Source organism: Allobaculum fili (assembly GCF_020969955.1).
GTDB lineage: Bacteria > Bacillota_I > Bacilli_A > Erysipelotrichales > Erysipelotrichaceae > Allobaculum > Allobaculum fili.
Genome location: NZ_JAHDSX010000026.1, coordinates 19,796 through 34,522, shown reverse-complemented (window position 1 = coordinate 34,522; position 14,727 = coordinate 19,796). Strand labels below are relative to the sequence as shown.

Annotated in this window: 7 protein-coding genes; 4 read left to right on the top strand and 3 right to left on the bottom strand. The window is 52.3% G+C overall.

Annotation, left to right across the window (positions count from 1 at the left end):
- Positions 1-330: 330 nt before the first annotated feature.
- The 4 genes from Afil_RS07000 (at position 331) to Afil_RS06985 (ending at position 10,672) form a co-directional block, all read left to right on the top strand.
- Positions 331-3,357 (top strand): alpha-L-fucosidase, encoded by a 3,027-nt coding sequence (locus tag Afil_RS07000; RefSeq protein WP_230267857.1) that lies wholly within the window; start codon positions 331-333, stop codon positions 3,355-3,357.
- A 536-nt stretch (positions 3,358-3,893) separates the two neighbouring features.
- Positions 3,894-9,404 carry an NPCBM/NEW2 domain-containing protein gene (locus Afil_RS06995; RefSeq protein ID WP_230267856.1) on the top strand — a complete coding sequence of 1,837 codons (5,511 nt, stop codon included), beginning with the start codon at positions 3,894-3,896 and terminating at the stop codon, positions 9,402-9,404.
- A gap of 325 nt (positions 9,405-9,729) precedes the next feature.
- Positions 9,730-9,873: a hypothetical protein gene (locus Afil_RS06990; protein WP_230267855.1), complete on the top strand. Its 144-nt coding sequence runs from the start codon at positions 9,730-9,732 to the stop codon at positions 9,871-9,873.
- Positions 9,874-9,883: 10 nt separating this feature from the next.
- Positions 9,884-10,672 (top strand): poly(ethylene terephthalate) hydrolase family protein, encoded by a 789-nt coding sequence (locus tag Afil_RS06985; RefSeq protein ID WP_230267854.1) that lies wholly within the window; start codon positions 9,884-9,886, stop codon positions 10,670-10,672.
- Between the two features lie 148 nt (positions 10,673-10,820).
- Here the strand turns inward: Afil_RS06985 and Afil_RS06980 are convergent, their stop codons facing one another.
- From Afil_RS06980 to Afil_RS06970, 3 genes are all read right to left on the bottom strand, one after another.
- Positions 10,821-11,762 (bottom strand): magnesium transporter CorA family protein, encoded by a 942-nt coding sequence (locus Afil_RS06980; protein WP_230267853.1) that lies wholly within the window; start codon positions 11,760-11,762, stop codon positions 10,821-10,823.
- A gap of 288 nt (positions 11,763-12,050) precedes the next feature.
- A complete protein-coding gene (locus Afil_RS06975) occupies positions 12,051-13,457 on the bottom strand; it encodes a trypsin-like peptidase domain-containing protein (protein WP_230267852.1) in 1,407 nt (468 codons plus the stop codon).
- Between the two features lie 310 nt (positions 13,458-13,767).
- Entirely contained in the window at positions 13,768-14,709 is a 942-nt protein-coding gene (locus Afil_RS06970) for a LysR family transcriptional regulator (protein ID WP_230267851.1), read from the bottom strand.
- Between the last annotated feature and the right edge of the window lie 18 nt (positions 14,710-14,727).

The window sequence follows — 14,727 nt, the reverse complement described above, 5'->3', positions numbered from 1 at the left end:
TCAGCTGAAGGCTCAGCAGTGTACCAGGGGGCAACCCTCTGTAAAGGAGCGCTTCAGAAAAACTCTGAGCGCATCGCTTCATCGGATTTGTTCACAAATCCTGCTCAAACAACAGACAAACAGATAATAGGGATAACGTGTCCGAACAAAGGGTTCTCTCTAATTATCGTGTCCTTGACATGGGGTACACTTCATGGTAAGCTTAAACTGGAAAGCGCTTTCTCCACGAAGAAGCATTTGGTCTGCCGGGCACGCATTTGCCGGGTCTTCTTCCTTCGGGCAAATGAGAAAGCACACTCCCCTCTGACTGAGAAAAAAGGAATGATGCTTATGAAATTTTCGAAACGCTGTACCGCCTGGATGCTTGCGGCGGCTTCCTCGGCCAGTCTGCTCTGCTCCCCTTTCCAGCTGCTGGCTGCGGGCGATGAAGAAACCTGGATCGGATCCGCAAATCTGAGCGATACCGAAACGGCTGCACCCGCTAAAGACGATGTACTTCCCAACGCCAACCAGTTCCGCTATCAGAAAGATGAACTGGCTGCCTTCTGCCACTTTGGACCCAATACGTTCAATGAAATTGAATGGGGCGAAAGCTACGGCAATCGCGCGCCGTCGGATATTTTCCGCCTGGACCGTGATGTCGATGCGGATAACTTTGTAAAAACGCTCAAGGACGCCGGCTTTAAAAAGCTGATCGTCACCGCGAAGCACCATGACGGCTTCTGCATCTGGAACACCGCCTATTCAACCTATAACTGCGCGACAGCCGGCTACAAAAACGGACAGGGCGATGTGCTCGCCGACCTGTCGGCTGCCTGCACGAAATACGACCTCGATATGGGTCTGTACCTCTCGCCATGGGACATTCACGATCCCAGCTACGGCTATAAGGACGCCAACGGCAATCCGACCACGGAAGAAAACGACGTCCTCGACTACAACGACTACTACAACAATCAGCTCGAAGAAATTCTGGGCAGCGATAAATATGGAAACAACGGCCACTTCGTCGAAGTGTGGATGGACGGCGCCAAAGGATCTGGCGCCAACGCGCAGGAATACGATTTTCAGCGCTGGTTTGCGACCATCCAGAAAAACGAAGGCGTGGAAGCCGGCTTTGACGCCGACTGTATGCTCTTTGGGGCGGAATCCTATACGACCGTACGCTGGATCGGCAACGAAAACGGCTACGCCGGCCAGGATACCTGGTCCAAAGTCAATGTCGACCGCGAGCACAACACGATGAGCGACAACAAGAGCGGCGGCTATTCTCTCGGTTTTGAAAACGGCAACCAGTGGGCCGTTCCGGAAGCCGACGCGCGCATTACCTCCGGCTGGTTCTGGGGCAACTCCAAGAAAACGCCAAAGAGCCTTGCCGATCTTTCCAATATGTATTTCGGCTCCGTCGGTCATGGCGCTACCCTGCTGCTGAACATTCCGTTGAACGACAAGGGCGCGCTCGATGAAGCCATTAACACGCGCACGCTGGAATTTGGCCAGATGATCCGCGATTCCTTCGACAACAACCTGATGCAGGCCGAGGGCGTAACGTTAAAAGCCGACAATGTCCGCGGCAATTCGACCAGCTATTCTCCGGATCTGCTTGTCGATGAAGACGATCAGAGTGTCTGGTCGACCTGTGACGGTACATCATCGGGTACCTTGCTGATCGATTTTGGCGAAACCCGCGAGATGGACTGCGTCAGCCTGGAAGAAGCCATTCAGTACGGCCAGCGCATCAATCACTATGAGGTGGAATACCAGAACGCCAGCGGTGACTGGAACACGCTCGAATCCGGCGTAACCGTCGGTCCAAAACGCCTGATCCGCTCCACGCCCTTTCGTACGCAGAAACTGAAAATCACCGTTTCGACGCCCGATGGAAAAACTCCGGTTCTCAGTGAAATCGGTGCCTATAAGCTCAACGAAGACATGGAAAAAAACGGAGGCGCTCCGACCGGCATGATCGTGACGGATGTCACCAGCCCAAGCGTAACGACTACTGGCAGCTGGAACGCCGAAACCGGCATGCAGTATACGAACAACACGAACAAATGGGTCAACGCCGGCAGCGGCGCCACAATGACCTGGACGTTCACCGGAACCAAAGGCTGCATCGTCGGCACCCTCGATCCCGGACATGGAACCGCCGATGTCGAAGTAGACGGAAAGCCCGCCGTTACGATCAACATGTCCAAGTCTCCGCGTAAAGTCGGCCAGATTCTTTTTGAAACCGATACGTTAGAACCCGGCACGCACACCGTAAAAATCACGCCGAAAACGAGCGCGACTGGCATCGAAGCCTTCTATTCGATCAACAACGAAAACAAGGGCATGGTCGGCATCGAACAGGCTGCCTATACGATGGGCGAAAACGAAACGCTTCAGGTTAAGCTCGTCCGCACAGGCGGAACGGCTCCAGTCGATGTGACCTTCTCGCCAAACCCGGGTACCGCCATCCAGGATGACTTCAACACCGAACTGATTCATCAGGTGCACTTTGCGCAGGATGAAATGGAAAAGAACGTTACCGTGGTTACCCGCCGCAACACGAATAAGACCGGAAACCTGCAGTTCAGCGTTGAACTGACGAGTGCCGATCCCGACATGATTCTCGGCTTCAACTCCAAAGCCGCGATTACCATTCTCGATACCGAATCGAACTTTGAAAACTATACCGAAGCCAATCCGTTCGTCTTCCCGACCAACGGCAAGCAGGCCACGCTCGAAGCCGAACACGCCATTCTTACCAACACCGGCGCAGCGGATGAGCAGTGGAAGCTGAACGTTGCGCAGGCCGACTGGGCAAGCAACGGAAAATACGTCGACTCCTGCAACGAAAACGACTACATCGAAATTCCGTACGTGGCCGAGCAGACGGGCGACTACACCTTTACGCTTTCCTATCGTTCCGGCGCGAACGCCAACGCAATCGCCTGGTCGGAAGCTAGTGGAAAAATCGCATCCGGTTCCGTTACGGCCGGTGCGGATAGCCCAAGCGCGACCCATACGAAAACTTTTACGCTGACCGTCCTCAAACCAGGCGCCGGCGTTCTGAAAATTGCAGCTGGGCCAAACAAGGCTCCGCAGATGGATAAATTCGATATCACAGCGCCAGAGATCCTCCTCGACAAAACCGTTCTGAAAACCACAATCGACGCGATCCCGGAAGATACATCCGCGTTTGGCGAAGGCGAAGCCGTGCAGGCACTGAATGCCCAGCTGACCAGCGCTGAAGCCGTATTTGATAATCCGAACAGTCAGGAAGAAATTAATCAGGCCGCCAAAGCACTCAACCAGGCATGGCTTGAAGTTCGTCTGCTTCCCGACGAAACGCTTCTTGCCTCTCTGCACTGATTTCCAGGCGATCGCCTTTCCGATCTGCCCTGCAGGAAATCCAGAGATACAAATCCCCCTTTGAACTCTTGGAAAAGCGTCCAATTCCGGGCGCTTTTCTTTCTTTCCTGCTCTCTTTTGGGCATCAGCGGCACTCGCCTTTTTTAAGCATTCGTCTTAAAAATTGGTTTGACGAACCGCCAAAAACCATAGAAGATGAATAGGAAATGTAAGCGTTTGTATGAAAATACAGTTTGTTTCCCCGCACAAGCGGCTTCTTTTCGGGCAAAAAAGAAAGTCTCTTCTCCCCAGCTTGACACGGTTCACATTCGGGCCTACATATCCATAGTTTCAAGGAAAAACCGTTCACGCTCAATGAACATTCAGATGCTGCACTGGCTTTTCTGCTTTTTCAAGAGTCAGTCTAGCCTGCCAAAATACAGACGCTGCGCAAATCAGCGTAAACGATCGTCGGCTGTATCCAGCCGGCAAAAAAGAGAAAAAAATGAAAAAAGCAGGCTGTTTTTTTGCCTGCAAAGAAAAGAAAGGAAAAACTTATGAAACGACCAGGACGCCTGATGCTTTCGCTCGGGTTATTGAGCTCTGTAGCCGCCAGTACGGTGCTGCCGTTAAGTGAAAGCCTGATCCTCCCGCTTTACGCCAACGACAGCGATGAAGCGCAGGTCATTCACGCTTCCGATTTTGGTGCGGATCCAACCGGTACGAAAGACTCGACGCAGGCGATTCAAAAAGCACTTGCCGCCGCAAAAGAACTGCGGGAAACGTCCGGAAAGCCGGTTACGGTTTCCTTTGAAAAGGGCGAATACCAGATTTACAGGGACTTTGCGGCGACACGTGAAATTCACACGTCCAATACGAGTTCCACCGACTATCCGACCAAGACAATCGGCATTCTCATTGAAGATCAGCAGGATCTGACTCTCGAGGGCAACGGATCGCTTTTCATGATGCACGGCAACATGATGGCTCTTGCGGTCACTCATTCCAAAAACATTACCCTGCATGACTTCTCCTGGGATTTTGCGGTACCAACCACATCCGAAATGACCGTTTCGCGCATGTACAGCGAAAACGGCAAGGATGTCACGGAATTTTACGTTCCCAAGTGCTTCCCGTATCAGATCGACGGAACCACGTTCCGCTGGACGAGCGAACCCTCTCCCTATACCGGAAAGACGTACTGGACGAAAACCGGCATTCACGAAAATACGTACGCGATTTCCGCGACCGACGCGACTGGCGAATTTACCCGCCGCTTTGGCACGAATGCCGAAAACCCGTTCAATAACGTAACCTCGATTACGCCGGTGGAAGGAACCGACGGAACCATTCTGAAATTCGTCTATAACTCTTCCCGTCCGTCCATGCAGAAAGTCGGCATGACCCTGCAGTTCAACTCCGCTGCGGTTCGTGAAACCGCCGGTGCCCTGATCTGGGAATCCGAAAACGTTACCGCGCGCAAAGTGCATGTCCATTACATGCACGGGTTTGGCTGGCTGCTCCAGATGGCCAAAGACGTCTATTTCTATGAATGTTCCATGGAACCCAGAGCCAATTCCGGTCATATCGTCGCGAGCTACGCGGACGGCATTCACGCTTCCGGTGCCGCCGGCAAGCTCGTCATTGAAAACTGCCGGTTTGCGGCTTTGCACGATGATCCGATCAACATTCACGGAACCTTCACCCGCGTTGAGCAGAAACTGGACGACCACAGGCTCCAGCTCAAGTACATTCATGCCCAGCAGGGCGGCTTTCCGCAGTTTCATGTCGGCGACCAGGTTCAATTCTTCTCTCGCGACCTGCTTCAGTCGGCGGATAACGAAACGGTCTATACCGTTAAAAACGTCATCTCCAATCCAGGCGAAGACGGCAACGATCTCAAGACGATGGTCATTGAATTTGATGAAGAACTGCCTTCCTATCTGACCGATAAGATCGGATCCGAACCGAAATACGTTGCGGAAAACATTACGTACACCCCGGAAGTCACGATCCGAAACAATACGTTCCGCGACCTGGCAGCCCGTGCCATTTTGTGCACGACGCGCAAGAAAACGCTGATCGAAAACAACACGTTCTACAACACGTCGATGGCTACGATCTTCCTGTCCAACGACTCCGATCAGTGGTATGAATCCGGTCCGATCCGCGACATGACCATTCGAAACAACACGTTCTACATTAAGGATTCCGGCGAACGCGGCTGGGAATACCGTTCCGCAATCTATATTCATCCGGTAACCAAAAACGGCGGACTGCCGGGCTATGAAAATCCAATTCATAAAAACATCACGATCGAAGGCAATACGTTCCACATGGATTCCGATACCGTCGTGAAAGCCGAAAGCGTTGAAAATCTGACGATTCGAAACAACACGATTTTGCGAACCAACCCGGATCTTGCCTTCACAATCGGCGACCTCAGCAAGCACATCCGTCTTGCTGCCGGAGCCAGCACGCAGTCATCCGTCACGCTTAGCGGATCTTCCCGCACGGGCAATACGGAAAACATGTACGAGTTCGCCAAGTCGAAAAACGTAGTCATCGACTCGAATACGTACGACAACGGCCAGAAACTGTACGCCTATCGCGACAACACCCCGGAAGATCAGATTCACATTACCAACGATGCGGTTACGCTGACGACGTCCAAACCCGGAGCAGCTTCAGCTTCTGCAGGCGCCATTCATTATCTGTCCGCCGATCCCGCGATCGCTTCCGTGGATGATTCTGGAAACATCACCGGCGTATCCGCTGGTACGACTCAGGTATACGCCTGGACAAAATGGGATCATTCGCTGCTCTATTCCGATCCGATCGAAGTGACAATTTCGGAAAGCACGACCGGTTCTGCCGTCACGATCGATCAGAAGGACAACACCGTAGTCGGCGCTGCATCGAACTTTACGGCTAAGACACCGGAAGGCGAAACCGTCACCTGGTCGGTTACGGCACTCGATGGAACTGCCACGGATCAGGCCTCGATCACAAGCGCAGGCGAGCTTAACGCCCAGAGCGGCATTTACAAAGTCATCGCCTCCAGCGCTTCCGGTTCGGATTCGCGCATCGTTCTGGTAAACACCGGAAAATCCGCCTCCCTTACTCCGGGCATCTCCGTAACGAATTCGAATACGAATCTCACTTTGAACGAAACCGAAGCGACGATCGCACTCGAAAAGGGCGACTTGTATGAGGAAAACAACTCGGTTAAAAACCTGATTCTTTACGATATCCCCGCAGACACGGAAAATTTTGCAACTTCCGTTCATGTCACCGGTCTTCCGATTCGGGAAAGCGGACAGTGGGATACCGCAAGCTTCCTCGTCTTTGGTGACGCGGACAACTACCTCTCGCTTGGCAAGAAGTCCCATTACGACGGCATTGCGACCGTCTCGGAAACCGGCGGCAGCGCAACCGAGCTTGGAGACAATGCCGCACAGAACGCCCTTTCCGATGCCTGGCTGGCTTTTGTCAAGGAAGGAAACACTGTACACACGTACTGGAGCGCAGACGGCAAGACGTACACTTCCGTTCGCGATCTTTCCGCTACGATGTTAACGGGCAAAAGCGTACGCATCGGCTTTGCGGGCTGGCATACAAATCCCCGCGGCAAAACTGTTACTTTCAAGGACTTCCGCTTCAAAGCCAATACAACAACTCTCAGCGATCTGAATGAGGAGACCTCCGTTTCCTTTGAACATGGAAATGCCGCGACACCTGTTCTTTCTAACGTACAGCTTTCGGCAGAAACTGCAGAAGCCGGCAGTCCAGTAAGCGTAAGCTATGACGCGACCAATCCGGATGGCGGACAGAGCAGCGCGCAGGTTCTCTGGACGCTCAAAAACGACGAAGGCAAGATTCTCTCGCAAACGCTCTGCGACAGTACGACGTATACGCCTGCACAGCCTGGCAAACTTACTGCGACCGTTTACCTGACGTCGGCCTGGGGCATTCCCGCAGAGCCGAAAGCGACAGCCGAATGTTCCGTTACGACGCCGGCTTCCTCTTCCATCCGCTCCATTCAGGTCAATGGTCAAACCGTCTGGACCGCTTCGGGCACTGCTCCGGATTCGGCATCGATTGCGCTTCCGGCCATCGGCGAAAAAGCCGAAATCCGCGTCGAAGGCGCCGCTTCCGGATGGAAACTGGATGGTACAGCACAGACGACCGCTTCGGCCGTTCTCAGTCTCTCCGGCAAAACCGAGTGGACAATTGCCAATGCGGATGGTTCTACGCCGGTAACGCTGAACATTGAACAGGCCAAAGACAGCCGCTGTGCCATTAAGGATCTGAAGGTCAATGATGAAGCCTTCAGCGCCAACAGCGTCATGACCTGGACAGGGTCCAATACGATGACGATCTCGGCTGCAAGCGACGATACAGCTTCCCTTTCGCTGTACAGCGCCCTCAATCCGGCTGCGCTCGCAACGGCACAAGCGGGCCAAACTCTCTCGGCCAGCGTTACGCTCAAAACCGGCATGAACTCCTTTATCGTGGCCAGCCATGCCGAAGACGGCATCAACCTGGACAAGAAACTTGTTCATATTCTTTACGCACCCGATACGACTGCACAGGTAACGTCCGTGAAACTGGGCGATGCCGTTCTTTCCAAAGAAGAACCGAATGTCGTTTCCGATGAAAGCACAGCGGTACTGAGCGCCGCGTATATGGGCGCAGGCCGTCAGGCGTATCTCAACGGAAAAGAACTCGCCTTCGATGCGCAGGGTCATTCGCTGCTTGGCGAGATCAAGCCGGGCGTCAATGAGCTGATCGTCAAAGTGCTTGCCGCTGACGGCATTTCCAGAGCCGTGGAAAGGTATACACTGTACGCCGCCGATCCCGCTAACGCCGATCTGTACGCGCTGAGCGTGGACGGCAAAACCGTCTCTGATCCAATGGCCGAAACGTATGCCCAGACGATTTCCAAATCGAACTTTGAAGTCCGTGCGCAGGCGATGGATCCCGATGCGACCGTCATTCTCGATGACGGAGTAAGCCGTATAATCGGTACCGGATCAGCAAGTCTGAACGTTTCTCTCTTTGAAAACAGCCATCAGGTCAAAGTGTTCGTGCTTTCCAAAGACGGAACCGAAAGTCATTCTTCAACGATGGACTTTGAAATGGCCGCCTATCTGTCCGATCTGACCTGGTCCGAAAATTCGACCGTCGGCTACGACACGATTCAAAAGGACAAGGCTTCAAGCGGAGCTGCCATTACCCTTTGCGATGAAGAGCAGAACGGCAGAAAATACGAAAAAGGCATCGGATCGCACGTCAACACAAACATCATCTTCAGTATCCCGGCCAATACGTATTCCGCACTCAGGGGAGCCGTCGGCGTCGACTACACGAAGCACAATTCGATTTACGCCAATATCACCTTTAAGATTCTTACCGGCTCGAAGGAAGCCTTCAATTCGGGTTCCATGACCGGTACCACACCGCTTAAAGAATTCAGCGTACCGCTCGATGGCGTTACCCAGATCACACTCAATGCCACGCAGCCGTCCAACAACTGGGACGGTCACGCGGACTTTGCGGACTGCAAGCTCGAAATGACCATGCCGCAGATGCAGGCAACGAACCTCGATCTCACTATGCTCACCGCAGAAATCGAAACCTTTCCAAACGTTCGCCTCGATTCGGTCGACGCGGCGAAGAAAGCCGCCTGGATCACCGCAATTGAAACCGGATCCGCGCTGAAAAAAGATGTACTGAGCAATGCCCAGAACACCGTAACCCAGCTGCAGATCGACAATGCGGCCGCAGCCATCCGCAATGCGCGTCTGGCCATGCTCGGCGAAACGCCGGCTGTCCTGGACTACACTCAGCTCAATCTGCTGATCAAAACGGCTGAAACGATTGATCTGAATGAAGTAACGGATGCATCCAAAGGCACGTTCGCGCAGGATCTTGCCAGTGCTAAAGCCCTTGTCAACAAGGCGCTCGATCAGGCGCACATCAACGCGCAGGCCAAAGCCCTTCATGCGTCCCTGCTTGCCCTTCGCTTTACACCCGACTCCAAAAAGCTGGACGGCCTGAAGTAAGCCGATTGAAACCAGATAAAGCTGATGACTGGATCGCAGATCCCTGCGTCCCAGACCTGTCTTTTTCTGATGGCGAAGTAAAGTCTCCATTCGGAACAAAAAAATGAAGCAGAGTCCATGCCTCTTGGAATTATCCAAGGCGGACTCTGCTTTTCTTATGCGATCGTTTCTTTACAGCTGAAAAAACACATCATGAGGATGGCGATATTTTCCCGCCAGAGGAAAGACGAATTGACATTCAAACCCGCTTATCTTTCTCTTTCGTTATGGAAGAAGACTCTCTTTTGGATAGTGATAGGATAGGAAAAAATATTGTGGAGAAGCTATGAGAAATTACTGGAAAATTCTTTCGATTGTCCTGATCGTGCTGATCGTCCTTGGCCTTGTGCTTGCGATGAGCTTTAAATGGCTGCAGACGCGCCGTGCCGTTCCTGCAGACTATTCAAGCACAGGTCGAAGGCGTCATTGAATCCAAATACATGAAAAATGGCCCGTATGCGGTGAAAAAGCAGGAAGATCACGCCCTGCAGAACTTTTCAAAATACGAAATTTTCTATCCCGCAGAACTGGAAACGAGCGATCGTACCTGGCCGGTTGTCGTTCTTTGTAACGGGACGGGCGTACCGCTTTCCCGTTATGCGGCGATCGCGCAACATTACGCCTCCTGGGGATTTATCGTCATCGGCAGCGAAGAAGCGTATTCGTGGAATGGATGTAGCGCTGAAATGGCCCTGCGTCATCTGGAGCGGCTGGACGAAAACGAAAAGATCGGCGATCAGAACAGCGTCTTTTATCACAAAGTCGATTTCGACCGGATCGGCGCGGTCGGTCATTCCCAGGGCGGTGTCGGCGCCATGAATGCGGCGAGCGTTCAGCCTCATCATGACGTTTTCAAAACGATCGTCGCGCTTTCGCCGACCAATCTGGAACTGGCGGAAAATCTCGAATGGGCGTACGATCCATCTCTGGTTCCTATTCCGACTCTGCTCATCAGCGGTGCAGGCGGAGGCGATGATCCTGTCGTAAACAAGGAGCAGCTTGAAGAAATTTATGCAAAACTTCCCGGACAGAAAGTCATGATGCGCCGTGTCGATACGCCGCACGGGGACATCCTGTATAAAGCGGACGGATACGTCACCGCCTGGCTGATGGCGCAGCTGCAGGACGATCTGGACGCCGCAAAGGCGTTTGCCGGGGAAAAAACGGAAATTCTTTCGAATTCTCTCTATCAGGATCAGAAACTGGACATGGAAAAGGCTGCACAGTAAAAAAGCCGTCCGGTTGCGATACAGAAATCGCCCTCTCTGAAACTTTGGATCGAACGATTTCACACCACGAAAAAGACGATAAACGCACGAAGGGAAGCCCAGAAGGACTTCCCTTTTTTAACGGCATAAATTCATGAAAATGCCGGACTCATTTATAGCTGGAATTGTGACGGAAATAGAGCCACGCAAACAGGCAGAGAAGAATCGAAATGAGCAGCGGTACCCAGGCCATCGGCCAGGGCAGGCCTGTAACATTCATGCCGTAAAAGCCGTAGACCATATTCGGGATGGACAGGACGAGCGTGATCACGGTCAGCCGCTTCATGATGATGTTCATGTTGTTGTTGATGACGTTGGTAAAGCCGTCCGCGCTGCGATCCATGACATCCGAGTAAATCTCGCACATTTCAATGCCCTGCTTAACCTCGATCAGAACATCATCGAGAAGGCCGCGATCGGATTCATACATCGGAATCTGTCGCGATCGAAGAATGCGCCGCAGCGTCTGCTCGAGCGCTTTTAAGGATGTCGAAAAATAGATCAGACTCTTTTCAAGAACGAGCATGTCGATCAGATTCGAATTACTCATGTGCTTATACAGCTTCTGTTCCGTCTGGTTGCTGAAGCGGTCGATCAGACGCAGCGCGCTTAAATACTCCTGTGAAATCAGAAGGATGAGCTGCAGAAGAAACCGCGTTTTATAACGGGTATCGAGATCTTTCACCTTTCCCTGAATCAGGGATTCAATCGTCGAGTTTTCCCGCGTCGAAATCGTCATGATCATTTTGTCGAGCAGGACGACGCCCATCGGCAGCGTGATATACGTTTCAATGCTTTTGCGTGTCGTCTGATCCTTTTCGGGATAGTCAATAATGACCAGCGTCTGATTGTCGTCTTCAGAACGGTCGATATAGGACGATTCTTCTTCATCTAAAGCCGCGCGCAAAAACTCCGGAAGAATAAGGAACTCATCCAGAAGGCGCTGTTTTTCTACTTGAGTCGGGCTCACTACGCTGATCCAGCATCCGCGAACCGGCTGATCGATTTCTTCCAGCGTTCCGGATCCTGACGTTTTAAAATACTGAATCATTTTCTCATCTCGCTTCTTTCTTATCCCCTATACAAAGCCGCAGTACGAACCTGCAAATGATTACGCTCTGTTCTTTTATCTTAGCGAGAGGAATTCGTATACTCGTTTTCAACACTCAGAAATCCGAATTCCGGAAGGTTTTCAAAACGCGGCTCAGGTACCGTACACGAGTCGGACTGGCTGTTCTTTCCAGAATGAAAAACGAGCCCGGACCGACTGGGTCTGAGCTCGCTGTTTTTCGGGTGGAAAGCAGGAATCTTCCGAAAAGAACGGAAATTCTGGGAAAGCTTACCTGGCGTCGAACGCTTTGCCTTCAGCTTTCCATCCGTTATTGGAAAGGAAGCTGTATTCGTTCTGATCGGTGGTGAAATGGTGTGCGCCGGTTCTTGCGTTCGGGTTATACAGACGATATACGTTCTGGAACGCGTCGCTGGCCTGCGGAGCACTCCAGATTACGCCTTCGTTTCTCCAGCCGACAGAAACGAGGAACCTGGCTTCATTCTGATCGACCGTGTAATGATGGTCGCCGACATTCGGGTTGTAGAGACGGTATACTTCGGTGAGATTTTCGCCTTCCGCATTTCTCCAGGCAACCCCTTCATACGTCCAGCCGACGCGGGAAAGGAACGCGGTTTCGTTGGCGCTCTTCGTATAGAGGTGTTCGCCGGAGTTTGGATTGTATACGCGGTAAACCGGCGTTTCAATGAAGTTATCCCCCGTGCCGTCTTCGTTTTCTAAAGCATGGTCCGCATAATCGAGAACGGACAGCGTCATCGCCACACCGCCGCCGATTCCGGACTGTTCACCGGTGATCCGATCTTCGTAGCTGTAGCCGTATACGCCTACGGCTTCATCGCGGCGATTGAGCATTGGCGAACCGCTCTGTCCGCCGCTGGCGGATGTGTCATGTTCCAGGAACGGGCCGTCCATGTACGAATAGGTTCCCCAGTCTTCATACTGGTTTGTCTCATTGGAAACGCCTCGAACTTCTGCAGGATAGCCGGACACGTGAACGGGACCTGTTCCCGATGGGGAATTCAAACGGATAAAGGATCCGTCGGTCAGCGGCGAAGGAAACTGCACGAGCGCAAAATCGTAAATGAAGGAGTCTTCTTCACTCGTGGACGGATCCTGATACAGCGCGGGCATCGAATAGCGGGAGACTTCCTCGTCGGAATCGTAGCGGGCGAACGGATAAAAGTCTCCATTGACCGCCGGCTCCACAACCAGACGGGTTACAATACCATAGCCGCCTTCTTCCGGTCGGGCAAACAGGCAATGGGCGCATGTCATCATTTCGGTCGGGGAAACCATGTAGCCGCTGCCCACAAAGTATTCTTCTTCGCCATGGGCGTTTTCAAAGGTCATGTACAGCTTGCAGATGGCATTGTACGGAAACTGTGTCGTATCGCTGACTGTCGTGCGGTCATCGATCCAGCTGGCTTTTTTGCGTTCGGAAAGCGGGAGCCGTTCGAGCAGAATGTCACTGCCCTCGCGGGTTTCCTTTTCAAACGTTTTCGGGCGAATAAACTCGAAGGTGTTTTTCGTTCTGGCACGGCGGCTGGAGCCAATCTGGTTCACCGTTTCTGCCGGACGCGTATCCACGTCGGATTCTGCAGCCAGAATTGGAGCTGCCGGCAGCAGGGCGCAAAGCGATGCGCTCAATACAGCGCTCAGGGTTTTACTGCGTTTCATCTCTTTTTCTCCTGTTCATAATTTTGCTTCTCAGAAAGGCGGCAGGATTGCCCTTCTGCCTTCTTTCCCCAAATCCAAAGCTGTGACAAATACAAATCCAAATCGTACGTTCGAATCGAAAAAGAACGCAAGCCGTCTGGTTCAGTCTGTCGGTGTATTTATATAGATTCGGTATAAGTTATGGCCATGGTAACACTAATGGAACAACTTTTTCACAATCCCTGGGAAATCTGATGAAATGAGACAAAAACTGAATCGGAAGGTTCAAATGCATCCATTCGTTTTTATTTTTCACATCATGAATATTTGTTTATTCGCGCAGATCCAGAATCATTTTTTCGAGAGCCCTGGCGGCCCGACTCATCGGGACATCCCGGTTTCTGGCCAGATAAATGGAGCGCGGCGGAATCGTTTCGACCAGCGAGAGCGTACAGAGATCTCCCGTCTGTGCCTCTTCGCTAAGAAATTCCTGCGGCACAAAGCCGACGCCAAGATGATTGCGCACCACCGGCAAAATCTGATCGGTTGCCGCCACTTCAATATCGGGATTCAGATGCAGATCGTATTGGGCAAACACCTCTTCGTAAAACTGCCGGGTAGCCGTCTCGCTGCCCAGTACAATGAGAGGCATCTGGCTCAGATCCGAAATAGAAAGCGGCTGTTCGATCGATCTGGCCAGTTTTTTCGAACAGACGGCACAGTCCTGAAAGTCGCGCAGACGGACCCATTCGATCTGACTGGCCGGATGGCATGGGCTGGTGATGACCGCCAGATCCGCGAATCCGTTTTCTAAGGCGGACAGTGCCTGCGGCGTCGTATGATTAGAAATTCGAATCTGGATTTGCGGATAGCGCGAGCGAAAGGCATTTAAAACCGGAAGGAGCAGACAGCGAAGGGCCACTTCGCTGGCCGCAATCGAAACGGCGCCGGCTTGCAGCGCGCTCATTTCCTGCAGTTCGTTCTGGGCTGCCTGAATGTGTTCCATCGCAATTCTGACATGCGCATACAGCCGTTCTCCCTCGGGGGTGAGTTTTACGCCTTTATGAAAGCGGATAAAAAGATCGCATCCAAGACTTTGTTCGAGCGATTTTATGACGCGCGAAACGTTTGGCTGATTGCTGAAAAGATGTTCAGCCGCTCTGGTCAGACTGGAATATCTGGCGACGCAGTAAAAAATCCGATAATACTCAAAATTCACCGCATTTTTTTCTTTTTTCAGACGGTTCTGAACGTCTGGGTTTCTTTTGGTCATGGCTTTTTTCTCCCGACT